Source organism: Sphingobium scionense, from assembly GCF_014197035.1.
Lineage (GTDB): Bacteria > Pseudomonadota > Alphaproteobacteria > Sphingomonadales > Sphingomonadaceae > Sphingobium > Sphingobium scionense.
In genome coordinates this window covers 1-24,392 of the sequence record NZ_JACIEU010000044.1, presented here as the reverse complement: position 1 = coordinate 24,392, position 24,392 = coordinate 1, and the positions used below count along the sequence as shown (strand labels likewise).

33 protein-coding genes and 1 pseudogene are annotated in these 24,392 nt (G+C 67.4%); 26 read left to right on the top strand and 8 right to left on the bottom strand.

Translation table 11 applies throughout. From position 1 onward, the window contains the following. Positions 1–118 (bottom strand): annotated as a pseudogene (locus GGQ90_RS30055) (IS30 family transposase); the annotation flags it as partial. Positions 119–1,115: 997 nt separating this feature from the next. Between GGQ90_RS30055 and GGQ90_RS26870 the strand changes: the two are divergent. Together GGQ90_RS26870 and GGQ90_RS26865 are read left to right on the top strand one after the other, a co-directional pair. Beyond that, positions 1,116–1,748 (top strand): NAD(P)H-dependent oxidoreductase, encoded by a 633-nt coding sequence (locus tag GGQ90_RS26870; RefSeq protein ID WP_004207819.1) that lies wholly within the window; start codon positions 1,116–1,118, stop codon positions 1,746–1,748. A 134-nt stretch (positions 1,749–1,882) separates the two neighbouring features. Further along, entirely contained in the window at positions 1,883–2,221 is a 339-nt protein-coding gene (locus tag GGQ90_RS26865) for a hypothetical protein (protein ID WP_188084443.1), read from the top strand. Between the two features lie 60 nt (positions 2,222–2,281). On the opposite strand, the gene GGQ90_RS26860 is transcribed toward GGQ90_RS26865, so the two are convergent. Together GGQ90_RS26860 and GGQ90_RS26855 are read right to left on the bottom strand one after the other, a co-directional pair. Beyond that, a complete protein-coding gene (locus GGQ90_RS26860) occupies positions 2,282–3,004 on the bottom strand; it encodes a tetratricopeptide repeat protein (RefSeq protein ID WP_188084442.1) in 723 nt (240 codons plus the stop codon). A gap of 67 nt (positions 3,005–3,071) precedes the next feature. After that, entirely contained in the window at positions 3,072–3,701 is a 630-nt protein-coding gene (locus GGQ90_RS26855) for an energy transducer TonB (protein ID WP_188084441.1), read from the bottom strand. Between the two features lie 69 nt (positions 3,702–3,770). Here GGQ90_RS26855 and GGQ90_RS26850 point away from each other — a divergent pair, with 69 nt between their 5' ends. Then, positions 3,771–4,913: a phage portal protein gene (locus tag GGQ90_RS26850; protein WP_188084440.1), complete on the top strand. Its 1,143-nt coding sequence runs from the start codon at positions 3,771–3,773 to the stop codon at positions 4,911–4,913. A gap of 3 nt (positions 4,914–4,916) precedes the next feature. Here the strand turns inward: GGQ90_RS26850 and GGQ90_RS26845 are convergent, their stop codons facing one another. After that, the gene (locus GGQ90_RS26845; RefSeq protein ID WP_188084439.1) at positions 4,917–5,090 is read right to left on the bottom strand and encodes a hypothetical protein; all 174 of its coding nucleotides are present in this window, start codon (positions 5,088–5,090) and stop codon (positions 4,917–4,919) included. A gap of 45 nt (positions 5,091–5,135) precedes the next feature. Here GGQ90_RS26845 and GGQ90_RS26840 point away from each other — a divergent pair, with 45 nt between their 5' ends. From GGQ90_RS26840 to GGQ90_RS26825, 4 genes are all read left to right on the top strand, one after another. Then, positions 5,136–5,456 carry a DUF6127 family protein gene (locus tag GGQ90_RS26840; RefSeq protein ID WP_188084438.1) on the top strand — a complete coding sequence of 107 codons (321 nt, stop codon included), beginning with the start codon at positions 5,136–5,138 and terminating at the stop codon, positions 5,454–5,456. Then, complete coding sequence (locus tag GGQ90_RS26835; RefSeq protein WP_188084437.1) at positions 5,453–5,869, top strand: HK97 family phage prohead protease; 417 nt, start codon at positions 5,453–5,455, stop codon at positions 5,867–5,869. The genes GGQ90_RS26840 and GGQ90_RS26835 overlap by 4 nt, the downstream gene beginning before the upstream one ends. A 97-nt stretch (positions 5,870–5,966) precedes the next feature. After that, positions 5,967–6,329, top strand: a complete 363-nt coding sequence (locus GGQ90_RS26830) for a DUF1902 domain-containing protein (protein WP_188084436.1) — start codon at positions 5,967–5,969, stop codon at positions 6,327–6,329. 27 nt (positions 6,330–6,356) lie between these two features. Then, the gene (locus GGQ90_RS26825; protein ID WP_223178480.1) at positions 6,357–6,530 is read left to right on the top strand and encodes a type II toxin-antitoxin system HicA family toxin; all 174 of its coding nucleotides are present in this window, start codon (positions 6,357–6,359) and stop codon (positions 6,528–6,530) included. Positions 6,531–6,634: 104 nt separating this feature from the next. Here GGQ90_RS26825 and GGQ90_RS26820 read toward each other — a convergent pair whose 3' ends face one another. Together GGQ90_RS26820 and GGQ90_RS26815 are read right to left on the bottom strand one after the other, a co-directional pair. Beyond that, positions 6,635–7,303 carry a phytanoyl-CoA dioxygenase family protein gene (locus tag GGQ90_RS26820; RefSeq protein ID WP_188084434.1) on the bottom strand — a complete coding sequence of 223 codons (669 nt, stop codon included), beginning with the start codon at positions 7,301–7,303 and terminating at the stop codon, positions 6,635–6,637. Positions 7,304–7,320: 17 nt separating this feature from the next. Next, complete coding sequence (locus tag GGQ90_RS26815) at positions 7,321–7,794, bottom strand: DUF805 domain-containing protein (RefSeq protein WP_188084433.1); 474 nt, start codon at positions 7,792–7,794, stop codon at positions 7,321–7,323. 197 nt (positions 7,795–7,991) lie between these two features. Here GGQ90_RS26815 and GGQ90_RS26810 point away from each other — a divergent pair, with 197 nt between their 5' ends. The 7 genes from GGQ90_RS26810 (at position 7,992) to gp17 (ending at position 12,308) form a co-directional block, all read left to right on the top strand. After that, the gene (locus GGQ90_RS26810) at positions 7,992–9,110 is read left to right on the top strand and encodes a phage major capsid protein (protein ID WP_188084446.1); all 1,119 of its coding nucleotides are present in this window, start codon (positions 7,992–7,994) and stop codon (positions 9,108–9,110) included. Positions 9,111–9,233: 123 nt separating this feature from the next. Next, the gene (locus tag GGQ90_RS29940; protein WP_188084432.1) at positions 9,234–10,724 is read left to right on the top strand and encodes a tail fiber domain-containing protein; all 1,491 of its coding nucleotides are present in this window, start codon (positions 9,234–9,236) and stop codon (positions 10,722–10,724) included. After that, positions 10,711–10,884: a hypothetical protein gene (locus tag GGQ90_RS26800; RefSeq protein ID WP_188084431.1), complete on the top strand. Its 174-nt coding sequence runs from the start codon at positions 10,711–10,713 to the stop codon at positions 10,882–10,884. The genes GGQ90_RS29940 and GGQ90_RS26800 overlap by 14 nt, the downstream gene beginning before the upstream one ends. After that, positions 10,881–11,159, top strand: a complete 279-nt coding sequence (locus GGQ90_RS26795; protein WP_188084430.1) for a phage fiber-tail adaptor protein — start codon at positions 10,881–10,883, stop codon at positions 11,157–11,159. The genes GGQ90_RS26800 and GGQ90_RS26795 overlap by 4 nt, the downstream gene beginning before the upstream one ends. After that, a complete protein-coding gene (locus tag GGQ90_RS26790) occupies positions 11,159–11,692 on the top strand; it encodes a head-tail connector protein (RefSeq protein WP_188084429.1) in 534 nt (177 codons plus the stop codon). Before GGQ90_RS26795 ends, GGQ90_RS26790 begins: the two co-directional genes overlap by 1 nt. Then, the gene (locus GGQ90_RS26785; RefSeq protein ID WP_380766261.1) at positions 11,689–11,910 is read left to right on the top strand and encodes a hypothetical protein; all 222 of its coding nucleotides are present in this window, start codon (positions 11,689–11,691) and stop codon (positions 11,908–11,910) included. Before GGQ90_RS26790 ends, GGQ90_RS26785 begins: the two co-directional genes overlap by 4 nt. Then, positions 11,907–12,308: a tail completion protein gp17 gene (gene gp17, locus GGQ90_RS26780; protein WP_188084428.1), complete on the top strand. Its 402-nt coding sequence runs from the start codon at positions 11,907–11,909 to the stop codon at positions 12,306–12,308. Before GGQ90_RS26785 ends, gp17 begins: the two co-directional genes overlap by 4 nt. On the opposite strand, the gene GGQ90_RS26775 is transcribed toward gp17, so the two are convergent. Beyond that, complete coding sequence (locus GGQ90_RS26775) at positions 12,309–12,635, bottom strand: hypothetical protein (RefSeq protein ID WP_188084427.1); 327 nt, start codon at positions 12,633–12,635, stop codon at positions 12,309–12,311. Between the two features lie 56 nt (positions 12,636–12,691). Here GGQ90_RS26775 and GGQ90_RS26770 point away from each other — a divergent pair, with 56 nt between their 5' ends. The 11 genes from GGQ90_RS26770 to GGQ90_RS26720 all read left to right on the top strand — a co-directional run bounded on the left by GGQ90_RS26770 (position 12,692) and on the right by GGQ90_RS26720 (position 22,758). Further along, positions 12,692–13,099, top strand: a complete 408-nt coding sequence (locus tag GGQ90_RS26770; RefSeq protein ID WP_188084426.1) for a phage tail tube protein — start codon at positions 12,692–12,694, stop codon at positions 13,097–13,099. Then, the gene (locus GGQ90_RS26765; RefSeq protein ID WP_188084425.1) at positions 13,096–13,425 is read left to right on the top strand and encodes a gene transfer agent family protein; all 330 of its coding nucleotides are present in this window, start codon (positions 13,096–13,098) and stop codon (positions 13,423–13,425) included. Before GGQ90_RS26770 ends, GGQ90_RS26765 begins: the two co-directional genes overlap by 4 nt. Further along, a complete protein-coding gene (locus GGQ90_RS26760; RefSeq protein ID WP_246428463.1) occupies positions 13,422–13,643 on the top strand; it encodes a phage tail assembly chaperone in 222 nt (73 codons plus the stop codon). The genes GGQ90_RS26765 and GGQ90_RS26760 overlap by 4 nt, the downstream gene beginning before the upstream one ends. Positions 13,644–13,668: 25 nt before the next feature. Next, a complete protein-coding gene (locus tag GGQ90_RS26755; RefSeq protein ID WP_188084424.1) occupies positions 13,669–14,235 on the top strand; it encodes a tail tape measure protein in 567 nt (188 codons plus the stop codon). Further along, positions 14,232–16,574: a DUF2460 domain-containing protein gene (locus GGQ90_RS26750; RefSeq protein WP_188084423.1), complete on the top strand. Its 2,343-nt coding sequence runs from the start codon at positions 14,232–14,234 to the stop codon at positions 16,572–16,574. Before GGQ90_RS26755 ends, GGQ90_RS26750 begins: the two co-directional genes overlap by 4 nt. After that, positions 16,571–17,383: a DUF2163 domain-containing protein gene (locus tag GGQ90_RS26745; RefSeq protein WP_188084422.1), complete on the top strand. Its 813-nt coding sequence runs from the start codon at positions 16,571–16,573 to the stop codon at positions 17,381–17,383. Before GGQ90_RS26750 ends, GGQ90_RS26745 begins: the two co-directional genes overlap by 4 nt. Next, a complete protein-coding gene (locus GGQ90_RS26740) occupies positions 17,380–17,769 on the top strand; it encodes a C40 family peptidase (protein ID WP_188084421.1) in 390 nt (129 codons plus the stop codon). The genes GGQ90_RS26745 and GGQ90_RS26740 overlap by 4 nt, the downstream gene beginning before the upstream one ends. Before the next feature lie 15 nt (positions 17,770–17,784). Then, positions 17,785–19,971 (top strand): phage tail protein, encoded by a 2,187-nt coding sequence (locus tag GGQ90_RS26735; protein ID WP_188084420.1) that lies wholly within the window; start codon positions 17,785–17,787, stop codon positions 19,969–19,971. A gap of 10 nt (positions 19,972–19,981) precedes the next feature. Beyond that, positions 19,982–20,485 carry a DUF2793 domain-containing protein gene (locus GGQ90_RS26730; protein ID WP_188084419.1) on the top strand — a complete coding sequence of 168 codons (504 nt, stop codon included), beginning with the start codon at positions 19,982–19,984 and terminating at the stop codon, positions 20,483–20,485. Positions 20,486–20,667: 182 nt separating this feature from the next. Beyond that, positions 20,668–21,756, top strand: a complete 1,089-nt coding sequence (locus GGQ90_RS26725) for an OmpA family protein (protein WP_188084418.1) — start codon at positions 20,668–20,670, stop codon at positions 21,754–21,756. 465 nt (positions 21,757–22,221) lie between these two features. Beyond that, positions 22,222–22,758: a superoxide dismutase family protein gene (locus tag GGQ90_RS26720; protein WP_188084417.1), complete on the top strand. Its 537-nt coding sequence runs from the start codon at positions 22,222–22,224 to the stop codon at positions 22,756–22,758. Between the two features lie 25 nt (positions 22,759–22,783). On the opposite strand, the gene thpR is transcribed toward GGQ90_RS26720, so the two are convergent. Beyond that, a complete protein-coding gene (thpR, locus tag GGQ90_RS26715) occupies positions 22,784–23,341 on the bottom strand; it encodes an RNA 2',3'-cyclic phosphodiesterase (protein ID WP_188084416.1) in 558 nt (185 codons plus the stop codon). Between the two features lie 426 nt (positions 23,342–23,767). Here thpR and GGQ90_RS26710 point away from each other — a divergent pair, with 426 nt between their 5' ends. Then, a complete protein-coding gene (locus GGQ90_RS26710) occupies positions 23,768–24,388 on the top strand; it encodes a YxiG-like protein (protein ID WP_188084415.1) in 621 nt (206 codons plus the stop codon). Positions 24,389–24,392 lie beyond the last annotated feature (4 nt).

The window sequence follows — 24,392 nt, the reverse complement described above, 5'->3', positions numbered from 1 at the left end:
ACGATGACCCTCGATCAAACCGTCGCCCGATCGAACTCATCGATTCCCCGCGCTGCCAACGGTCCCATATCTCCGCTCGCTGGCTGGCCGTGTAACATATCCGACGACGCTGCTTCATCGCGACACTCCATCTTCCTCAAAAGATTAAAGTGTTGTCGCCACCCGTTGAACCCACCGTGGATTTCAGTCAGTCCGCTTTTGGCGTGAAGACCGGCGATAACGGACGATGCGCGGGAAAAATCGTTTGGCAACAATCGCCCATTGCGAACCTAGCTAGGGCGGTAGAGTTCAAGCGCGCAAAAGATCACCCCGCAAACTGTTCCGACAACTCCAGCGATGCGAAGGCGCTTCGGATCACCCAACCAAGGGTAAGCTTGGTAACTGCGCTGTTCCTCAAAGAACCCGTCGTTACCCTGAGCAATCCGGGTTTCAGCGGTCTGCGCTCGCTTGTGCGGGCACAGGGCCAGCGAGAGACAGCTTAGCGTCATAACGATACCGTAGATCAGCAAAATAACACCCCCTTCAGACGCACAAACCTAACATGGCCAACGGCAGTTAACCACCAGATTTGGCTATTCAGCGTTCGACCTGTCATCTTAATGAACGGCGGGTTTCAGGATGCGGATGGCAATGGTCGAGAGACTGACTTTGGTCGTTCTAGGCCATCCTCCCCTGTAAGGGGAGTTCAAGGGAGACCCGTGTCTCCCTTGAACTGGCCGTAGGCCAGACGGAGGGGGGTCCCCCCCCCTCTTGATAGGGCGACACCCCTCCACCACTTCGTGGTCCCCCTCCCCTTGCAGGGGAGGAATTTACGATCGCTTCTGGTCGCTGCCCGTGATCCCCACCGGCGTCATCCTGACGAAAGTCAGGATCCATTCTGGGCTATGCCAGAGAGCGAGCGCTGAATGGATCCCGGATCAAGCCTGTCCTGAGCCTGCCGAAGGGGCCGGGATGACGAAGAGGGAGTATAAGGGCCGCTTGCCGGCGAAAGGTCATGGATGGGTGGGGCAATATTTGGTTTCAATGTGAGACCTTTATTCCTGGGGCTGTGGGCGCTACATCGAAGCGTCATGGGCCGGGCTTAGGCTGGCGCCGTTGCAATATAAGGATTTCTCATGCTGATCGACCGTCTGAACTGGCGTTATGCCACCAAGAAGATGAACCCGGACAAGGTGGTGGCCGAGGACAAGGTGGAGCGCATCCTGGAGGCGGTGCGGCTGGCGCCGACGTCGAGCGGGTTGCAGCAGTTCGAGGTGATCGTCGTCACCAACAAGGATATCCGCGCCAAGATCCGGGCGATCGCCTGGGACCAGGCGCAGGTGACCGATGCGTCGCATCTGGTCGTCTTTGCCGCCTGGGACAATTATACCGCCGACCGGATCAACGGCATGTTCGACCTGGTCAATGACGAGCGCGGTTTCCGCAACGAGGGCTGGGAAGCCTATCGCCAGATGCTGCTCAACACCTATCCGCAACGCGACGCCCAGACCAATTTCGAACATGCCGCGCGCCAGGCCTATGTCGGCCTTGGCATCGCGCTGACCGCCGCCGCCTTTGAAGAGGTGGACGCGACGCCGATGGAGGGTTTCGATCCGGCTGCGCTGGACGAAATTCTGGACCTGCGGGCGCGCGGGCTGCGCTCGGTGGTGATGATGCCGCTGGGCTATCGCGCGGACGAGGGCGACTGGCTGGTCAATTTGAAGAAGGTGCGGCGCCCGGCCGCCGACTTCATCTCGCGCATCGACTGATCGGTCCCGGATAGGGATTAACCGCAATAGGCGGCGGTCCGTCACGGCCCCTATATGGGGCTGTGAACAAGGAGGATGGGCGCCGGAACAAGGCGTTCTCCTGCTTCGTTTCGCACCGATCAGGAGTGACGGACATGAAGATGGTCAGGATGATCGCGGCGGTGGCCGCTGTTACGATGGTGGCAACCCCGGTGCTGGCGGCGAGCCTGAACAGCAAGGACCGGGCGCGGGTGGCGCGGGCCAATCCGCGCGACCGCGACGATGTGCGCTATTGCCTGCTCCAGGGCAAGAAGGGCCGCGACAAGGGCACCGCGATCGGCGCGGGCGTGGGCGCGGGTGCGAGCATCATCGCCGGCGGCGGCGTGGGCGAGACGGTGCTGGCCGGCGCCGGCGGCGCGGCGGCGGGCCGGATCATCGGCAAGGGATCGGGCACCAATTCCCGCTGCGACGAGGTGCTGCGGCGGAACAAATGATCCGGGCGTGAGGCCGGACGAAAGGGGCGCGGATTTCCGCGCCCTTTTTCGTGGATATTGTCAGAGGCCGGCGGCGAGCGCGCGCAGGGCGGCGTGGGGCGAGGCGGCGAGATGGTCGCGCATCATGGTGCGGAAGGCGGGGGTGGCGCTGGTCGCGGCGGTCTGCATCCAGTGGGTGGCGGCGGCGATGTCACCGGCGTCGGCGCGCAGCCGGCCATGGTTGAACTGGCCGCGAAAATCGCCGCCCTCCGCGGCGATACGATAGCATTCGGCCGCGCGGTCCATGTCGCGGGGGAGGAGGCGGCCTTCCTCATGAAAGGCGCCGAGGAAATTGATCGACTTGGCATGGCCGAGGGCGGCGGCCTTCTGGAACCAGCTAAGTGCGGCCGCTTCGTCCTTTGCCACGCCTGAGCCCAGGCCGAGCGCGCTGCCGATATTATACATGCCCCAATCGAGGCCCGCTTCGGCGGCGTGGCGATAGCAGGCGGCGGCCGCGACCGGATCGACCGGCGTGCCCCAGCCTTTCTCATGGCAGCGGCCGACCATGTTGATCGCCATCACATGGCCCGAGGCAGCGGCGAGGCCGAACTGGCGGAAGGCTTCGGCCGGGTCGGCGGCGATGCCCTGACCGTCGAGCAGGAGCTGGCCATAGAGCGCCTGGGCGTCGGGCAGGCCGGCCTGCGCACCGGCGCGGATCAAGGCGGCGGCGGCTTCCGGTGAGGCGGCGAGTTGCGCGCGCATCTGGTCGGCGGTCTGGGACAGGAGGGGCGAGGGGGCGGTCATCAGGGCAGGTCTCTGGCTTGGATATTGCGACTGATTAGCGAAATTGCTGCTGGCAGGGAAGATCGCTTTAGGGACGAAGCCAGGTGACGGTGTGAACGCCCTGTGTATCGTGCGGCACGCCCTGTTCGTCGGTAGCAGGCAGGAAATGGGCGCGCTGGCGGGTCAGGGCGCAACCATGTTCATCCAATTGGGAATTGCCCGAACTTTGCAGAACGCGGCACTGGGAGACGATACCTGAGGCGTCGATGGTGATGGCCATACGGGTCGTGCCATCGCCGGCGATCACATAGTCGTCGGGCGTGACCCATGTGGTCGGATTGATCGGCGAGGCGCCGCCATAGTCAACCGTGGCGCTCTTTCGATGGGGGACGGGGAACCAGCGCACGACCATCGCCGGAATCTGGGTCGATTTGCCGTCAGCCGCAGGCAGCGACGATAGCCAGCCGAGCTTTCGCATCACCAGTCGGCAACTGGCGGGGCCGACGGCCTTGTTGCCGCTTACCAATGTGGGGCGGCAATCGAGCATGTCTGTGCCTTCGCGCAGGGTGATGCGGACCTCCGCTTCGCCCTGCGCCGTGTCGGCAAGCGCAACCAGTGCATGGTCGTCGGCCATAGCATAGACGACAGGCAAGGGACGGTCCGGTGTCACAGCGGCGGCGGCGAGCAGCATCACAACGGCTCCCATCATGATCGGCATATGGTGATTTCCCCCGACGCGGATACGCCATACCGATGTGTATGCGGCCGCCATTCAAGGAGCAAGAGCATGAAATGGTTCGGGATGAAGGCGGCGGCGGGAGAAGCCGGGCGGCCGGTGCTGGCGCGGGCCTGGGGATCGGGCGCGGTGGCGTTGGGGGAATGGCCTGCCAGCTATGAGGCGCAGCTTCGCGCCGGGGTGATCGGCAATCCGGTGGCGCAGCGGGCGATGCGGCTGGTGTCCGAAGGGGCCGGGGCGTGCGTGCTGAAGGTCGGTGGGATGGACGCCGGGATGGATGGTGAGGCGGCGGCGCGGATCGGGGCGTTGGTGGCGCGGGCGTCGGCGGGGCAGGGCCTGATCGAGACGCTGGCGAGCCATGTGCTGCTGCACGGCAATGGCTATGTGCAGGTCATCGCGGGTGCGGACGGGATGCCGGCCGAGCTGTTCGCGCTGCGGCCCGAGCGGGTGAGCGTGGAGGCGGATGCGCGCGGCTGGCCGGCGGCCTATCTCTATCGCGTGGGCGAGAGCGTGACCCGGCTGTCGCCCGAGGATGGCGCCGGGCGGACCAGCCTGCTCCATATCCGCGCGCTCCATCCGCTCGACGATCATTATGGCCTGGGCTGTGTCGGCGCGGCGGCGGGGGCGGTGGCGATCCACAATGCCGCCACGGTGTGGAACAAGGCGCTGCTCGACAATGCGGCGCGGCCTTCGGGCGCGATGGTCTATGCGCCGGGCGACGGATCGGTGCTGGGCCCGGAACAGTTTGAGCGGGTGCGGCGCGAGATGGAGGCGGCGTTCAGCGGCGCGGCCAATGCCGGGCGGCCGATGCTGCTGGAGGGCGGGCTCGACTGGCGGGCGATGAGCCTGTCGCCGGCGGAGATGGACTTTGTCGGATTGAAGGCGGCGGCGGCGCGGGAGATATCGCTGGCCTTTGGCGTGCCGCCGATGCTGATGGGGCTGCCGGGCGACAATAGCTATGCCAATTATCGCGAGGCGAACAAGGCGCTGTGGCGGCAGACGATATTGCCGCTGGTGGGGAAGATCGGCGCGGGACTGGCGCAGGGATTGCAGGGCTGGTGGCCGGGGCTAAGTCTGGTGCCGGATCTGGACGCGGTGCCGGCGCTGTCGGACGAGCGCGCGGCGCTGTGGGAGCGGGTGGCGGGGGCGGATTTCCTCTCTGCGGAAGAGAAGAAGGCGATGCTGGGCATTTGAACCCTATCGGCTGATCGGCTGGGCGAGGCTGTCGAGGCGGCAGAAGCCGTTGTCCATGTTCCAGCTGCCGCCCTGCAGCAGGCAGTCGCCAGCGCGGAACAGGCCGAAATGCCAGGCGATGAGCCCCAGCGCGAGGATGACGAGGGCGATCAGCAATTTGCGAGGGGGGCGCTTCATGCGGCCCCAGATAGGGGCGCGCGGCGCCCAAGGGAAGGTGGGGCCATGAAAGAGGAGATGCTGGCGCGGCTGGTGGCGCAGGCCGAGGGCGCAGGGCTGCCGGGGCGGGGGGACATGGTGATGATCCGGGCGCTGATCGAGGAGGCGAGCGAACTGGGTGCCGGGCGGGCGCTGGCGCGGCTGGGACTCGACGACCGGCGGGCCGAGGCCGACATGCGGGAATTGCGCGAGCTGCTGCGCGCCTGGCGCGACGCGAAGAAGGCGGCGCGCGGGGCGGCGATCGGCTGGGCGGTGCGGATCGTCATGGCGCTGGTGCTGCTGGGGATGGCGGTGAAGATGGGGTTGATCGGGCTGGTGAAGGGATGAGCGGGCGGGACGCAAATGGCCCGCTGCGCTTTGCCGGCTATGCGGCGATCTTCGACCGGGTGGACCGGGGCGGCGATGTGGTGCGGCCGGGCGCGTTCGGCGCGGTGACGGCGGCGCACCTGCCCTTGCTGTGGCAGCATCGGCCCGGCGCGCCGATCGGCCGGATCGAGATGGCGCGCGAGGACCAGCGCGGCCTGCGGGTGATCGGCCGCGTGTCGCGGGCGAGCGCGGCCGGGCGCGAGGCGGCGGCGATGCTGGCGGCCGGCGCGGTCGATGGCCTCAGCTTCGGCTATCGGGTGAAGGCGGCGCGAGGCGTGGGGCCGCGCGAATTGATGGCGCTGGAGCTGGTGGAGGTGAGTCTGGTCACGCACCCGATGCAGCCGCTGGCACGGGTGATCGGGGTGGAGGGGTGAACAGGTTTGCAATGTGCAAACTTTAGTGACAATCTTTCGCGTCGCAGCTAGGGGGCAGGCGTATGGACCGGGTTGAAGCTGTCGGAAAGTTCGCCATATGAGCGCTGACGACAGCCTGATCGTTACGAAAATTAAGACTCTTTTTGCGACCATGCAGCGGGGGCACCGGTGGATGGGATTTGACGTGCCGAAAACGATCGAACTGAAAGTGCATATCGCGCAGGATGAGGAAAGCGGGTGCTGGTATATTGCCGCGTCGGACATCCCCGGGCTGCGTGTCGAAGCCGATACGGTTCATGATCTTATTCGCAGGATCGAGGATGTCGCACCGGATTTGATCGAACTCAATTGCGCTGAAATATTGGCGTCTTTCGGCAAATCCAAGAAATTAGCCGCGCATCGTCTGCCCGTCAGTATCCTGCCTGTGTTCGACAGCCCGCTGGCGGTTGCGATCGCCTGAGCCGTGGTTACGGGCTATGGGCGGCAGTTGGAGCGTCTGTTGCTAGATGCAGGCTGTCATCTGATCCGCAAGGGCAAGGGCGATCATGAAATCTGGTTCAGTCCTATCAGCGGTCGCAGCTTCGTATTGGATCGGGGCGTGAAGGTGCGGCATACCGCCAACGGCATTTTGAAGGATGCAGGTCTGGACAAGGCTTTCTAGAGCGCGCTGCGTTAAATCCGACGCAGATCGCGCGCTCTAAGTTTTTGTTGTCGCATCGTTTCAAGCGCAAAACCGGTTCCCAAGTTTGCGCACGATGCTCTGAATCACACCCCCAGCCATTCCAGGCCGTCGGGTAGCGGGTCGGCGCTGTAGTCGAGTTGCAGGACGCGGCGGTGGCGCGGGTTGGTGGCGGCGTCGGAGGCGTGGAGGATCGGTGTGGCGTAGAGCCAGATGTCGCCCCGCGCCGCGAGGCAGGGATGGATGCCGCAGCGGGCGACGAGGGTGGCGACATCGGCTTCGGCGACGCGGCCATGATGGTGGGAGCCGGGGGCGATCAGCAGCGGGGCATTGTCCGCATCGACCGGATCGAGATGGAGGCGCAGCGTCACCATCGCGTCGAGCAGCGACTGGGGCGGGGCAACATGCTGGATGCCGGACTTCATGGTCCAGGGGCCAAAGCCCGCCATGTCGATGCGCCGGCGCACGGCGATGGTGCGATCCTGATGCCAGCCCAGCGCCCAGTTGGTGGTGGCGCTCTTGTCGAACAGGATGGCGCGGACCGGGCGGCTGGCCGCGCCCTGATGCACGGCGGCATGGCGGCCGATTGGGCCGGTCGGGCCGAGCAACGGACCAAGCGCGGGCAGGCTGGCGAGGCGCAGGCCCGGCTGGTCGGGCGGCAGATGAGCCAGGGCAGCTTCGATCGTGGCGAGATCGGCGGGGGACAGCGCGGCGGGGAGATGCTGGGCGCCGTGGGTGACGAGGGTGAGGGGCATGACCTTTTCGTCGCAGTTTAGACCAGGCGCGGATCTTCGCCGAAACGATTGGGGCCTTGCGTGCCGGGCCAGAAGGTGAAGACCAGCATGGCAATGATGGCCAGACTTCGAATGATGGTCAAAGGCAGCGGCAGTGACGGGATTTGGCCGTCGTCCGCCCATCTATGGTAATTATCCGTCATGTTGAACGCAATGATCGCCGGGAGGGGCAATGCCCACCATCCTGATCGGTCTTGATCGTGCAGGCGGCGTGCCAAGAGAGCGAACAGGGGGATGGCGGTGACAATCTGCATCAGGCTTAACAGGAGAACCCTTTGCTGTAGCGACAATATCGTCATGGTTCCAAAGCCGATGACGATTCCGAGCAGGGCAACGGCGATCTGATAATAAAGCAATTCCGATCTGCGGGCGCGGCCGTTGAAATCGAACGCGCTTTGGATACTGCGCAATATCAGGCTGAACTCGGCCCTTGAGCCGGCTGGATAACTCATCTGATCGTCCCCCTGTCCGATGGATGGACGGAAGGCGTAGAAAAGGCAACAAGGGGAAGACTTCCCCCTCTCCAACTGCGCCTAGGCGGCTTTGCCGCCAAGGCTCCGTATCCTCTCCCCGATGGGGCGAGGATTTTCTTTTTGTGGGCGGTCCTATTGGGGCCGCCTTTTTTCGTTTTGGCAAGCGGGAGATGGTTATGACGGAAGTGGTGACGGACGGGCTGGAGGGGGCGTTTGACGCTGTGCTTCAGGGCGAGCGGATCGCGGCGCTGGAGGCGCAGCTGGGGGCGATGCGGGTGCAGATGGGGCGGCCGGCGCTCGATGGGGTAAAGGGCGGTGAGGTCGACCCGGCGCGCGGCGCCTTTGTCGAGCGCTATCTGCGGCAGGGGCTGGAAGCCGGGGTGGAACTGAAGAGCTTTTCCGGCGCCAGCGGGGCGGCGGGCGGCTATGCGGTGCCGCGCGAAATCGACCAGCTGATCGGTTCGACGCTGAAGGCGATTTCGCCGATCCGCGGCATCGCCAATGTCGTGCGGACCGGAACGGCGGGCTATCGCAAGCTGGTGAGCGCGGGCGGCATCGTGTCGGGCTGGGCGAGCGAGACCGGGGCGCGGGCCGAGACCGGTACGCCGAGCTTCAATGAGATCGCGCCGCCATCGGGCGAGCTTTATGCCAATCCGGCGGCGAGCCAGGCGATGCTGGATGACGCGCAGTTCGATGTCGAAGGCTGGCTGGCGGGCGAGATTGCCCGCGAGTTCGGGCAAGCGGAGGGCGCGGCCTTCGTCACCGGCAACGGGACGAACAAGCCCAAGGGCTTCCTGACCTATACCACCACCAGCGAGGCGGACAGCGTGCGCGCTTTCGGATCGTTGCAATATGTGGCGTCGGGAGCGGCCGGTGGTTTTGCTGCGACCAACCCGCAGGACAAGCTGATCGACCTGGTCCAGAGCCTGCGCACGCCCTATCGCCAGGGGGCGAGCTTCGTGATGAACAGCGCGACGCTGGCGGCGATCCGCAAGATGAAGACCAGCGATGGCGCCTTCATCTGGCAGCCGGGGCTGGCGGCGGGGCAGCCCGCGACCCTGCTGGGCTATCCGGTGGTCGAGGCGGAGGACATGCCCGATATTGCCGCGAACAGCCTGTCGATCGCCTTCGGCAATTTCCAGGCCGGCTATGTCATCGCCGAACGCAGCGACACCAGCATCCTGCGCGATCCGTTCAGCAACAAGCCGTTCGTCCATTTCTACGCGGTCAAGCGGATCGGCGGCGCGGTGGCGAACAGCGAGGCGATCAAGTTGATGAAGTTTTCCGCCTCGTAAACGAGCCGGCGGCAAGCTCATGAAGTTCGCCGCCTCGTAACGGTATCGGGGTGGGGGAAAGCCCCCACCCCAACCCCTCCCCTGAAGGGGAGGGGCTTTTCTGGCTTTGTGGGGGAGTGGGGCGTGGCGATCAGCGAATGGACGATGGCGGACCTGGTGCGCGAGGTCTGTTTCGATGTCGGCGAAGGGCCATTGCTGCTGGGCGGTGCGTTGCCGGGCTATCGGGCCTTTGCCGATGCCCTGGGGGCGGGCGCGCGCTTTCCCTATATGATCGTCGGGGTCGATGATCCGGCGGCGTGGGAGGCGGGCAGCGGCACGCTGGATGGCGAGGGGCGGCTGGTGCGGGCACCGATTGCATCGGCGGCCGGGGGCGGGGCGGTCAGTTTCGCGCCGGGCGAGAAGCGGGTCGGGTTGGTGCTGCACAGCGGCTGGATCGCGGCGGTCGAGGGCCATGGCCATGGGCTGGCGGCGATCGACGGGTTGGGCGATGCGCTGGCGGGCAAGCAGGATGCGAGCGCGGGGCTGGACGCGCTCGCGGGTCTTGCGACCACCGGGTTCGGCCGCGCATTGCTGGAACAGGGCGACGGGGCGGCGGTGCGGGCGCATGTCGGCGCCGGGACGGTGACCGCCGTGGCGGCGTCGGGCGGGACCACGGGACTGGAATTTGACGGCGGGCCGGTGAGCGGAAGCGGGACGCTGACGCTGGGCGGGACACTGGCGATCGGCCATGGCGGCACCGGGGCGAGCAGTGCGGGCGCGGCGCGCAGCGCGCTGGGGCTGGGCACGATGGCGACATTGGCGAGCGAGGCGGTGGGCGCGTCGCTGGTGCCCGCGAGCGATGCGGCGATCGACCTGGGCAGTGTGGCCCGGCGCTACGCCAATGCCCATGTCGTCGCCGCGAGCTTTGGCGGCGGCAGCGCCAACCGGACGATGAAGATCGACGCCAATAGCGGCTACACCACCTATGTCGAGTTCGACACCGGCGGCGTGCGGCGCTGGCTGTTCGGGCGCAATTCCGGCAATAATTTCGCGATCACCGCCTATGACAGCGGCAATACTCTGGTCGGTGTGGCCTGTGGCTTCAGCAATGCCACGCTGGACGCGAGCTTTGCCGGCCATGTCGTGCCTGCGACCGACAACAGCCGGGCATGCGGCGCGGCGGCGGCGCGCTGGTCGGTCATCTATGCCGCGAGCGGCACCATCAACACGTCGGACGCGCAGGCCAAATGCGATGTCGGCGCGGTGCCCGAGGCGCTGCTGGACGCCTGGGGCGATGTGCAATGGTGCCAGTTCCGCTTCGTCGACGCGGTGGCGGCCAAGGGCGAGGCTGCGCGCTGGCATGTCGGGCTGGTGGCGCAGGCGGTGCGCGAGGCGATCGACGCACGGCTGGGCGACGGGGCGGCGGTGCGGCTGGGGCTGCTGTGCCATGACGCCTGGCCGGCGGAGGCGGAGGAGCGGGATGGCGAAGGCGTGCTGATCCGGCCGGCGCGGGCGGCGGGCGCGCGCTGGGGGCTGCGCTACGAGGAGTGCCTGGCGCTGGAGGCGGCGTGGCAGCGGCGGCGGATCGACCGGATCGAGGCGCTGGTGTCGGGAGGTGGCGATGCTGGCGGGTGAGGCATTGGGCGCGACGGTGCTGGGCGAGGTGCGTGGCGCGGCCGCCCCGCGCTGGGACGGGGCATGGGCGGCGGGGATGCGGCCGGGACAGGGCGCGCGGGTGCGGGCGCCGGCGCGGACCGAGCGGCCGGAGGCGAACAGGGGGAGCGACAGGGCATGAGGCTGAACATCAAGGATCCGCAGGCGCGGATCGACCATGGTATCGACTGGTCCGCCTATCTGGCCGGGCAGAGCCTGACCGGGAGCGTGTGGACGGTGGTGCCGCTCGAACCGGGCGGCATGGCGATCGACCAGCATGGCTTCGAGCCGCAGCGCAGCAGCGTCAGGGTGAGCGGCGGGATCGCCGGCCATGTCTATCGCCTGACCAACCGCGTCACCCTGTCTGACGGGCAGGTGGATGAGCGGTCGATCGGCTTTCGGGTGGAGGAGCGCTGATGCTGGCGGAAGCGGACAATGGCGCGGGGCTGGCGGCGTCGATGGCGGAGCTGAAAGCCTATCTGCGGATCGAGAGCGATGGCGAGGATGCGGTGCTGGCGGGATTGCTGCGGAGCGCGGGCGCGCTGTGCGAGCAATTTGTCGGCCAGTGGCTGATCCGGCGCGGCGCGCGCGAGACGGTGCCGGCGGACGGGCGCTGGCACAGGCTGGCGGCGCGGCCGGTGGTGGCGATCGGTGCGGTCGCGGCGGTGGACGATGCGGGGGCGGTCACGCCGCTGCCGGTCGAGGCCTATGCGATCGACATCGATGCGTCGGGCGATGGCTGGGTAAGGGCGGTGCGGCCGGGGAACCGGCTGGCGGTGGAGTATCAGGCCGGGATGGCGGCGGACCTCAATGGCGTGGCCGAACCGCTGCGCCAGGGGATCATGCGGCTGGCGGCGGAGCATTTCGTCGCACGCGGTGACGAGGGTGCTGCTCCACCGGCTGTCGTGAGCGCGCTGTGGCGGCCGTGGCGCAGGATGCGGCTCTCGTGACGGGCAATGTCGTGAGGGGCGATGTCATGTGGGTGACACTGACGCGGCGGATGGAGGAACGGGCAGCGCGGCGGCGGGCGGCGATTGTCGATGCGCTGGGCGAACAGGGCGTGGCGGCGGCGATCGAGGGCGAGGCGGTGCGGGCGTCGGCGTCGGGGCTGAAGGCGCGCTGGATGGCGGACCTCAGCCTGCGCGAGGCGGGAAGGAGCAGGGCATGAGCGCAGAGGTGGCGATACGCAGCGCGGTTATCGCGGCGCTGAAGGCCGACAGCGGCCTGATGGATCGGCTGAACGGCCTGTTCGACGGCGCGCCGGCGCGGGCGAGCGCGCCCTATGGCGTGGTCGGCGAATGCCTGGGCAGCGACTGGGGCGCCAAGGATGTCGAGGGGCGCGAGCTGCGCCTGTCGATCAGCCTGCATGACATGGCGGAGACGGCCGGGCGGCTGGGCGAATTGCTGGCGCGGATCGACCCGGTCATCCGCCTGGCGCAGGCGAGCGGATGGCGGATCGTCACCGCCAGCCTGTTGCGGTCGCGCATCGCCCGTGCGGGCGAGCGCGGCTGGCTGGCGGTGGCGGATTACCGCATTCGGGTGGTGCGCGAGAGCAGCAGCGCCTGATCAGCCGCCGGGCTTATTATATTCCTCATATTCGCCGATGATCTTGTCGACATATTCGGACACCTGATCGTCGGCATCGGCCTGCGCATCCTTGTCCGACATGCCGTCGGCCTTGCCCTGCGCGAGGATCGCGGCGCGGAAGGTGGCTTCCTTGTCGGCGCAGACCTTCTTCAACTGACCCTGAAATTCGCCGAGCGGCACTTTCTTGTCGAGCGAGGGCTGGACCTGGGCCGAGAGGCAGCCGGCAAAAGCCTTGCGCGCGGCGCCGATGGCGTCGGCCGAGGGCGCCGCCGCGAGCATCATCAAGAGGGGGGCAACCACGAGCATCAGACCTCTCCTTTAATCCGCGTTTTAGAACGCTTTGTCTGACGGGAGAATGCGCCATGGGCGTCGAAAAAGGAAGTGCGTTTCTGTTGAAGGTGGGAAATGGCAACGTCCCGGCAACATATGAGACGGTGGCCGGCATGCGCACCACGCAGCTGTCGGTGAATGGCGAGGCGGTCAACATCACCAGCAAGGATTCGGGCGGCTGGCGCGAATTGCTGTCGGGCGCGGGGGTGCGATCGGTCAGCGTGTCGGCGGCCGGCATCTTCACCGGATCGGCGGCCGAAATCCGGGTGCGCAACCATGCGCTGGCGGGCACGATCGAGCATTATGAGCTGAGTTTCGAGAGTGGCGAGCGGATGCGCGGCCGCTTCCTGGTGACGCGGCTCGACTATGCCGGCGACTATAATGGCGAGCGCAACTATGCGCTGAGCCTGGAAAGCAGCGGCGCGGTGATGAGCGAATGAGCGGCGGGGCGGTGAACCCCGCGCGGGGGGAAGCGGCGCTGGATCTGGGCGGCGAGACGCTGGTGCTGCGGCCGAGCTTTGCCGCGCTGGTGGCGGCGGAGGAAGAACTGGGGCCTTTGTTCGCGCTGGTCGAGCGGGCGGCGGACGGCAAGCTGACGCTGGCCGAACTGGTCGGGCTGTTCTGGCATTGCCTGGTCGATCGCGAAGCCCTGCATGGCAAGGGGCTGAGCCGGGAGGCGCTGGGCGAGGCGCTGCTGGCGGCGGGGCTGGCGCGGGCGACGCCGGTGCTGAAGGCGATCTTGCAACAGATATTGGCAGGGCGATGACGCGCTTTGCGGATGGCGAAGTGATGCGCTTCGCGCAGGGGGCTGGGCGGCTGGCGGGGATCGCCGGCTGGCTGCTGGGGTGGCGGCCGGACGAGTTCTGGCGTGCCACCCCGGCGGAACTGGGCGCCGTACTGGCGGCGATGCGCGGCGAGGACGCGCCGGTCGACGGGGTGGATGCGGGGGCGCTGGCGCGGCTGATGCAGGCGATGCCGGACTGACCAGGATCAGAAAATGGGGAGCGCCATGGACGAGGACATCGAGACATTGGTGGTGCGGGTGCGGGCCGATACGCAGGGGTTGGCCCGCGATGTCGAGGCGATGCGGGCGGGGCTGGAAGGGCCGCTGGGCGATGGCGCCGACCGGGCGGGGCGGCGGATCGAGCAGGGGCTGTTGCGGGCGGTGCGCACCGGCAAGTTCGGCTTCGAGGATCTGCGGCGGATCGCCTTGTCGGTGCTGGACGAGATTGCGGCGAGTTCGCTGCGGTCGGCTGTGGGCGGCGGCGGTGGCAGCGGGGGCGGGCTGGTGCAACTGGGGGCGTCGCTGCTGACCAGTGTGCTGGGCCTGCCGGGGCGGGCGACTGGTGGGCCGGTGGCGCCGGGGCGGGCTTATGTCGTGGGCGAGCGCGGGCCGGAAGTCTTCGTGCCGACCGCGAGCGGGCAGGTGGTGCCGGGTGGCGGCGGCGGGCGCGACGTGCGGGTGAACATCGCGGTGCAGGGGCGAGGGAACGAGGGCGAGGCGCGGCTGCTGGCGCGGAGCGCGCGGCAGGTCGCACGGGCGGTGCGGGGGGCGGTGCGGGGGGCGCTGCAATGAGCGGGATCGATTATTGGCTGGCCGATGGAGGCCCGGCACATGGACGCGGGCAGGAGAGCCGCTTCATCAAGCGGTTCGATCCGATGTGGTGGACGGTGAATTTTCCCCGGCCGATGATGGCAAGCGTGGTGACGAGCGCCCCCGATGCCCTGCGCGCCGATGCCGTGTTCTACGGCTCCGGCGATCTGGCGGGGCTGATCTGGGACGCGGCGGACCAGTGGAGCCATCCGCTGCTGGCCTATGAGACGGCGCGGGATTTCCGGCAGTGCGTGCTGCGTTTCCGCTGGCGCAGCGGCGGGCTGCGGCGGCTGGACGAGACGCATGGAGCCACGCTGACGATCGAGGGACGCGATGCCGAGGGTGCCGCGCGCGCCTGGTATGTGCGGCTGTGGAACTATGCCAGCGGTGGGCCGGAAGATGCGGAGATATTGCTGGATTTTGCCGCGCTGGAGGGCGGGTTCCGCTTGCCCGACGATAGCGATCCGGTCTGGGCCGGGGATGTCGACCGGATGTTCATTTCGCTGGTGCCGCCGGCTTATGATGCGGGCGATACCGGCTTTGCCGCGCCGGTCGAGGGCTGGGCGGAACTGAGCGACATCGTCTGCGACGGGGCGGGATCGGTGCTGGCGGTGGGTGACGTCATGCTGCCGGAACATGGGCTCAGCATGGCGACCGGCTATGACGATTGCTTCAACCAGACGCCCGAGCGGTTGGTCGCGGCGATCCATGCGCTGGGCTATCGCGGGGCGATCAACCATTATGTCGGGATGAGCCATTATTTCCGGCTCGAACGGCTGGGCGCGGGCCTTTATGTCAGCCTGGCCGGCGGGGTGCTCAATGCCCCCTGTGCCGTCTGGCATGCCGACTTTGCGCGACGGGCCAGGGCGATGGGGCTGGGGATCATCTGGTCGCTATCCTATGAATTGTTCGACGCCCATTGCTGGAACGACTGGAAGCAGAGGGCGGAAAATGGCGACCCGGCGCTGACCGGCTGGTCGCCGCCATCGACCCTGTTGTCGCCGGCCCATGGCGGGGCGATGGGCTATTTGCAGGCGGTGGCGGGCGCCTTTGTTTCCATTGGCCTGGACGCGGAGATTCCGATCCTGTTTCAGGTCGGCGAACCCTGGTGGTGGGTGATGCCGGCGGATGGGCGGATCTGCCTCTATGACGATGCGGCGCGGGCGGCGCTGGGCGGAAGTCCCGTGTCGATCGCCGATGTGCGTGGCACGCTGAGCGCGGCGCAATGCGATCTGCTGGACGATGCGGGCGCGGTGCTGGCGGCGTCTACGGCGGCGCTGTGCGCGGCGGTGAAGGCATTGGCGCCGGACGCGGTGACGCATCTTCTGGCCTATCTGCCGACCGTGCTGGACCCGCTGGCGCCCGAGGCCAAGCGGGCGAACATGCCGGTCGGCTGGGCGGCGCCGGCGTTCGATGTGCTGCAACTGGAAGATGATGACTGGGTGACGCAAAGGCGGCCCCGACTGACCGAGCGGGGCGTCGAGATGGCGACCGCGCGGCTGGGCTATCCGGTCGAGCAGCAGCATTATTTCGCCGGCTTCGTGCTGTTGCCCGAGCAGGCCGACCAGTGGCGCGCGATCGCGACGGCGGCGCAGGCGTCGGTCGGGCGTGGCACGGCCGCGACCTATATCTGGGCGCTGCCCCAGGTCGCGCGCGACGGCTTTACCTGTTTCAGACTATATGGGGAGGATGTGATGCAGGCCTTTGACGATGTGCGCTTTCCAATCGCGATCGGGCGGGAGGCGAGCGTGGCGCCGGCCTTTTCGACCCAAGTGGCCGAAAGCCCGTCGGGCCATGAGCGGCGCAGCAGCGACTGGGCGGACGCGCGCCTGTCCTTCGATGCCGGGCCGGGGGTGCGGTCCGACGCGGACATTGCCGACCTGATCGCCTTCTTCCGGGCACGGCGCGGGGCGGCGCGCGGCTTTCGCTTCACCGATCCCTATGACGACCGGAGCGGGCCGCCGGGCACGGCGCCGGGACCGCTGGACCAGCGGCTGGGCAGCGGCGACGGGGTCACGACCGACTTTGTGCTGATGCGCCATTATGGCGGCGGCGCGGACGCGCAGGCACGGCGCATCACCCGGCCGGTGACGGGGACGATCCGGGTGGCGATCGACGGGGTGGAGCAGGCCGATGGCTGGCAGCATGTCGGGCTGGGGATGATCGCGTTCGATGCGGCGCCGGGTGACGGCGCGCTGATCACTGCCGGCTATCGTTTCGACGTGCCGGTGCGCTTTGCCGAGGACCGGCTGGAGATTAATCGGGCGACCTTCGCTGCCGGGGAAGCAGTGTCGGTGCCGCTGGTGGAGATACGCGAATGAGCGGGGGACTGGAGGAGGCGCTCTGCACGCTGGCCTTTTGCTGGCGGCTGGAACGGCGCGACGGGGTGGCGATCGGCCTGACGAGCCATGACCGCGACCTGGAAATTGACGGGCTGCGCTATCGCGCGGCGCCGGGCATGACGCCATCGGCGATCCGCAGCAGCATCGGGCTGGAGGGCAGCGACAGCGATGTCGCCGGCGCGCTGGTGGCCGATGCGATCAACGAGGCGGACCTGATGGCCGGGCGCTGGGACGGGGCGGCACTGGAATTGCGGCTGACCCAGTGGGAGGCGCCGGGGACGCTGTGGCGGCTGCTGGCGCGCGGGACGATCGGCGCGGTGGCGCGCAAGGGCGGCACGTTCAGCGCCGAACTGGTGGGCGCGGCGGCGGCGATGCTGGCCGAGCCGGTGGCACCATCGACATCGCCCGATTGCCGCGCGACGCTGGGCGACCGGCAATGCCGGGTGGCGATGGCCGGACGTCGGCAGATCGTGGCCGTGACGGGCGTGGTGGATGCGGTGGCAAGCGCGGTGGGGCTGGAGGCGGGCATCTATGCCTATGGCATGATCCGCTGGCTGACCGGCGCCAATGCCGGGATCGTCCAGGCGGTGGTCGACAATGATGCAGGCACGCTGCGCCTGGCCGATCCGCCGCCTTTCGCGGTGGAAGCGGGGACGCTGGCGCTGCTGACGCAGGGGTGCGACCGGCAGTTGGCGAGCTGCGCGGCGCGCTTTGGCAATGCGGTCAATTTCCGGGGCGAGCCCTATCTGCCGGGCACCGACCTGTTGACCCGCTATCCTGGCGGATGAGCGGAGAGGCGATCGCGACGGCGGCGCGCACGCTGGTGGGCGTGCCGTTCCGCTTGCAGGGGCGCGATCCGGCGCTGGGGCTGGACTGTGTCGGGCTGGTCGGGGCGGCGATGCGGGCGGCGGGATATGCGCCGATGATGCCGGGCGATTATGGGCTGCGCTTTGGCGACGATCGGCGGGCGGACGACTGGGCGCGGGCGGCGGGGTTGCGGTCGGTGGCGGCCGGGGCGGTGGGCGACATGATGCTGGTGCGGCCGGGCGCGCTGCACCGGCATCTGCTGATCCTGGTGCCGGGCGGCTTCGTCCATGCCCATGCCGGGTTGCGGCGGGTGGTGGAGACGCCGGGCGCGCCGCCCTGGCCGGTGCTGCGCATCTGGCGGGCGTGAAGGGGAGGGACGGATATGGCGACGATGGTGCTGACCGCCGTGGGGACGGCGCTGGGCGGGCCGATCGGCGGCGCGATCGGCGGGCTGATCGGCAATGTGCTGGACCGGGAAGTGCTGTTCAAGGCGAAGGGGCGGGAGGGCGCGCGGCTGAGCGACCTGCAGTTGCAGACGTCGAGCTATGGCACGCAGATGCCCCGGCTGTTCGGCCGCATGCGGGTGGCGGGCACGGTGATCTGGGCGACGGACCTGCGCGAGATCCGCACGAAAAGCGGCGGCGGCAAGGGGCAGGGGAGCAGCACGAGCTACAGCTATTCGGCGAGTTTTGCGGTGGCGCTGTCGGCGCGGGGCGTGCGATCGATCGGGCGGGTCTGGGCCGACGGCAATCTGCTGCGCGGGGCGGCGGGCGATTTCAAGACGCAGGTGGGGGCGTTCCGCCTGCATGATGGGGGCGAGGATCAGGCGCCCGACCCGCTGATCGCGTCGGCGCAGGGGGCGGACATGACGCCGGCGCATCGCGGCATCGCCTATGCGGTGTTCGAGGATCTGCTGCTGTCCGACTATGGCAATCGCATCCCCTCGCTGACCTTCGAGGCGGATGCGGGCGCGGTGACGATCGATGCGATCGTTGGCGCGCTGAGCGAAGGGCAGATGGGGTGCGCGGCGGCCGAAGAGGTCGAGGGCTTTGCCGCGAGCGGCGCGGATCTGTCCGAAGCGATTGCGCCGCTGGTCGACGCCTATGGGCTGGGGCTGTGCGGCGACGGGGGGCAACTGGTGGGCGAGGCCGGGCCGGCGGTGGCGTCGCTCGACCCGGCGACGCGGTGCAGCCGGATCAATGGCCGGGCGATCGATCCGGTCGAGCGATTGGGCGCGGGCGCGGACAGCGTCGCGCTGGCGCTGTCGGTGCGGCATCATGATCCGGCGCGCGACTATCAGGCCGGGGTGCAGCGGGTGACGCGGCCGGGGCCGGGGCGGATCGAGCGCGGGATCGAACTGCCCGCGGTGCTGAGCGGCGGGGCGGCGCGATCGCTGGCGCGGCAAAGGCTGGACGGCATCTGGGCCGGGCGCGACCGGATGGCGCTGCGCGGCGACTGGCGGGCGCTGGAGCTGGAGCCGGGGATGATCGTGGCGCTGGCCGATGCGCCGGGACTGTGGCGGATCGAGGAACGGGAATGGGAGGCGATGGCGGTGCGGCTGGCGCTGCGGCGGCTGGCGGGGGCGGGCGCGCGGGCGCCGGGCAGCGTGTCGTCCGGCCAGATCGTGCGGCAGGTGGATGCGCCGCATGGCCCGACCCGACTGATGCTGGCGGACCTGCCGCGCCTGACCGAGGGGGTGGCGAACGCGCCGCAACTGGTGGCGGCGGCGAGCGGCGGGGCGGGCTGGCGCAGCGCGGCGCTCTATGCGCTGGATGCGGGCGGGACCGCCGAGCCGATCGGGCGGACGGCGCCGCGCGCGGTGATGGGGCAGATCGACGCCACCTTGCCGCCGGGCAGCACGTTGCTGCTCGACACTATAAACAGCCTGTCGGTGACATTGCTGGCCGAAGATATGGAACTGGCGAGCGCGGACGGTGCGGCGTTGGCGCAGGGGCGCAATCTGTGCCTGGTGGGGCAGGAACTGATCCAGTTCGGCCAGGCGGTGCCGACCGGGCCGGCCAGTTATCGGCTGGAGACGCTGCGGCGCGGGCTGCGCGGCACCGAATGGGCGATGGCAGGGCAGGGGGCAGGCACGCCCTTCCTGCTGATCGAGGCGGACCGGCTGGTCGATCCGCTGGCGGCGGCGGGGATGGAGGGGGATATCGGCGCGACGATGCGCCTGCTGGCGATCGGCATTGGCGATGTGGAGCCGGCGACGGCGGAGATCGCGATCAGTGGCGCGGCGCTGGTGCCGCCGGCGCCGGTGCATCTGAACGCCGCGCCGGACGGGGCAGGCGGATGGCGGATCGGCTGGACCCGGCGCAGTCGGGCGGGGTGGCGCTGGACCAGCGGTGGCGAGGTGCCACTGGCCGAGGAAAGCGAGCGTTATGAGGCGCGGGTGCTGGACGGCGACCGGCTGGTGCGGCGGGCCGAGGTGGTGGAACCGGCCTGGACCTATGATGCGGCGATGATCGCGGCGGACGGGGCCAGCGGGCCACTGACCATTGCGGTGCGGCAGATCGGCACGCGGGCGATCGGGCAGCCGGGCATGATCGACATGGTTCTCTAAGGAGGCGAGGATGACGAACGAGACGAGCGATCGCTGGGCGCTGCCACTGCTGCATGCCGGGCAGGCGCAGAAGGAAATGATGCATAATGAGGCGCTCGCGCGGATCGACATGCTGTTGCACGGGGTGGCGGAGAGCGCCGACCTGGCTATCCCGCCGATAGCGCCAGTCGCCGGGCAATGCTGGATCGTGGCGGCGGGCGCGAGCGGCGGCTGGGCCGAACGGGAAGGGCATGTGGCTGGCTGGACCGAGGGCGGCTGGCGCTTTGTCGCGCCGCGCGCGGGATTGCAACTGAGCGTGGCGGATCGCGGTCATGTCATGGCGCATGACGGTACGGCATGGCGGAATGCGGTGGTGCGATCTGACGGATTTTTTGTCGATGACCAGAAAATTGTCGGCGCGCGCCAGGCCGGGATCACGGCGCCGGCGGGCGGCACCACCGTCGATATCGAGAGTCGTGGCGCAATTGCCGCGATATTGGCGGCTTTGCAGGCGCACGGCCTGATCTCCATGTAATTCTGGAGTATCGGCGATCTTTTCATGGAGAGGCGTAGCTATTAGCTTGGAGGAGAGCCTAGGGGATGTCCCTACTGCGTTATTTTTGCAACGGTTTCACGAATTGTGGACTTGCCATGAAACCTTCTTGCCGATACATGGTTTCAGCAGTCCTTCGTGACACTTTTGAAAGGGGAATCCAAATGCGGAAGCTTGCCCTCGCGGCTGCGCTTGCGACCAGTGCCCTGGCCACCCCGGCCTTGGCGCGCGACAATAGCTGGTATGTTGGCGTAGACGCCGGCGTGCTGCTGGTCGAAGATCAGGACCTGACCTTCTCTTCCATCCCGCCGGGTGGTCGTTCGGCTCCGTCGATCGACTATCACAAGGGTTATGATTTCGACGCCAATATCGGTTACGACTTCGGTGGCTTCCGCCTCGAAGCCGAAGCCGCTTACAAGCGCGCCGAGATCGATCTGGACAAGATGGGTGTCGTTGGACAGCGCTTCGGCGGTGCCAGTTCGGCTCTCTCGTTCATGCTGAACGGCCTGCTCGACTTCGGTCCCGATGATGGCCTGCAGGGCTTCGTCGGCGGCGGTGTCGGCGTTTCGCGCGGCAAGCTGGCTTCTGACGTCGTGAACGACAGCGACACCGGTTTCGCCTGGCAGGCGATCGCCGGCGTGCGCTACCCGGTCACCAACAATGTCGACGTCTCGCTGAAGTATCGCTTCTTCAACCAGGACGATATCAAGCTGATCCCGGCTTACCAGAGCGTCTATGGCCAGGCCGGTTCGGAAGCCAGCACCAAGCTGCGCACCCACAGCCTGCTGCTCGGCCTGACCTACAACTTCGGCGCTCCGGCTGAAGCGGCTCCGCCGCCCCCGCCGCCCCCGCCGCCCCCGCCGCCCCCGCCGCCGCCTCCGCCGCCCCAGCCGGCGCCGGAATGCTCGCCTGGGCCGTACATTGTCTTCTTCGAATGGGACAAGTCGGACATCACGCCTGACGCCGCCACCATTCTGGACAACGCGGTTTCGGCCTACAGCGCTTGCGGCAACGCCCAGGTCATGCTGGCCGGTCACGCTGACCGTTCGGGCGCAGCCTCGTACAACGTCGGCCTGTCGCAGCGTCGCGCTGACGCCGCCAAGGCTTATCTCGCCTCGAAGGGTATCCCTGACGGCGTGATGACCACCCAGGCCTTCGGTGAATCGAAGCCGCGCGTCGACACCGCGGACGGCGTTCGCGAAGTCCAGAACCGTCGCGTGGAAATCACCTACGGTCCGGGTTCGGGTCAGTAAGTTATTTCCGTCCTTCGGGATGGAATATGAAGAGGGGCCGGTCGCAAGACCGGCCCCTTTTTCTTGTCCTGCGTTGCGCACTGGCCTGCCGCGATCCGGGCGGAACGGATATCTGTCCGGCGTGTCATGTGCTTCCAAGCCAGGACGGAGCGGTGATCGGAGCATGCCCGACCGCTCATGCCCCGTCGCTCATTTGCAATTCGCTTTTTGCCGGCGTGATTCCGATGTGGCTTTGGCCAGGATTGGTATCGGGCGTTGGCTTGATGCGTGAGTGCGCGATCTCAGGGCATCGCCTTTGGTCGGGCCTTTGGATCGGTGAAGGACGGGCGTCAGGATGGATGCCATGCTATCCCTCTGCTTTTATTGCGAACGATATGCAGAAGGATCATGACAAACCGGATCGGATCGGCAACAAAGACGCGTCTGCCGCGTTCGCGCAGTTGTTTCCGTGATCGGGAGTTTGCCATGAAGACCGCCGCCCTGTTCCTTGCCCTGCCTCTGCTCGCTTCTGTGGCCGCCTGTGCGGCGACAAGCCAGAGCGTGTCCCCCGCGCCGACGGCCAAGGCCAAGCTGGCTGCCGGCGACGGCAGCGCGCGCGGCACTGCGGTCGTGACCCAGGCGGGCGATGGCCTGCATGTCGTGGTCAAGGCGCAGGGGCTGGCGCCGGGCATCCACGCGGTGCATATCCACACCACCGGCGTCTGCACCGGCCCGGACTTCACCAGCGCGGGTGGCCATTGGAACCCGACCAGCCACCAGCATGGCAAGGATAACCCGCAGGGCATGCATATGGGCGACATGCCCAACATGCAGGCCAAGCCCGACGGCAGCGGCGAGATCGAATATGTGGTGCCGGGCGGCGCGATCAGCGACGGCGCGGCGCCGCTGCTGGATGCCGATGGCGCGGCGATCGTGATCCATGCCCAGGCCGATGATTACAAGAGTGACCCGACGGGCAATGCCGGCGGCCGCGTCGCCTGTGGTGTGCTGAGCATCGGCTGAGGCCTGATTGCCCCCGGCGTCCGCGTCAATCGTCGCGGGCGTCGGGATGGCCTTCCGCGCGATAGGTTTCGACTACATGATAGCTGGAGCCGGCATGGCCAAGCCGGCTTTCGTAGAGGTTGAATTCGTCCACGGTGAAGGCGGGCGAGGCAAGGCCGGCGTGGAGCGCCAGGAAGGGCGCGATGTCGCCGCCGTACCGGCTGAAGCGGGCGAGGGTGATGTGCGGCAGATAGGCGCGGGTTTCGACCGGGATGCCGGCCGACACGCAGGCGCGATCCACCTTGGCATGAAGATGGGCGAGCGGATCGCGTGGCTGCACCCCCGCCCATAAGGTATCGACCACGCCGCGCCGGTCGAAATAGCCGGCACCGGCGAGCGCGATGGCGAATGGCTGGAAGCGGACGCCGGCGAGCGCGTCGGCAATATCATCCGCCTGATGGCGATCCACTTCCCCGATGAAACGCAGGGTCAGGTGCAACTGGCCATCATCCTGCCAGCGCGCGCCGGGAATCCCGGCCATCTGGGCCAGAAGCTGGCTGCGGATCGTGGCGGGCGGACGGATGGCGACGAACAGGCGGTGCATACCGGGTAGATAGGGAGAAAGGGGGCTTGCGGATAGGGGCGGGGTGGCTTTGCCATGGTCGGGCTTTGACGGCTGACGACCAAAGACGGCCGGCCAACGCAATCCGCGCCTTGCCCGAAAGCGGACATCCGATTAGCCTTGCCCCACCGGGTTTTGAAAGATGGATTGTGCCTCTAAGTTTTAGACCTACCGGCAAAATCGCTGCAACCTTCGCGATAGGTTTGATCGCCGGATTAGGTATTGCGAGCTGGTGGACGACCGTGCGATCGCCTTCGTCTCTTACCGCTGGGCTTCCGCCCAAATGGAAGGCAGCTTCCTCTCTGTTTGATGCACGCGTCCGCGCCCGCTTTACATCGGGTACGCCGTCTTGGACATTTATCAACGGTCTCCGCAAGGAAGGCTTCGAGCCCACTTGGTTCGAAGTTGATGGCCAATATGGTGCCAAGCGGATTGAAGGGAGCTTTCCCTGCAAAATCGTCGCACGTGTATACTGGCGGGTCGGAAAAGATAACACCGTATCAGCGGTTCGCGGGCTCTATCGCGAAGAAGGATGCCTTTAACGCACATATGGCAGGTCTCAAATCGACCAACTATTGCCTATTTTATAACGCCAGCATGCCCCCAAGAGCGGACCTTGCTGTACGCTGGGTGATCGTACATAAATTGACTGTGCATCCTCTATCTATCCTTTTTGAACATGGCCTGCCCGAATTAGATATCGGCGTGATGAGCCACGGCTTCACCGAACATGGTCGAGATTATTTTTTTGTAATCGAAGACTGTATCGGCGTTAGCCCCGGCACGTATCGGCTCACTTTTACGCATGTCGTTGAGCTGGAATATGGAACAGCGATATCACCTGCGACATGGTCAACATCGTGGTCCGACGAATTCACAGATTATGCCCGGTGGGAAGCGGCAGGCGAGCCTGAGGGTTATGTTTTTGGGACGAATTGGGGTCGTGTCCCAGGAGGTGGTGTAGGAACCGTCAATCCACGGCAGGATCGGGATCGGGTTCGGGTCAGGCAGCCAGAGCTGGCAGGCTGACAAT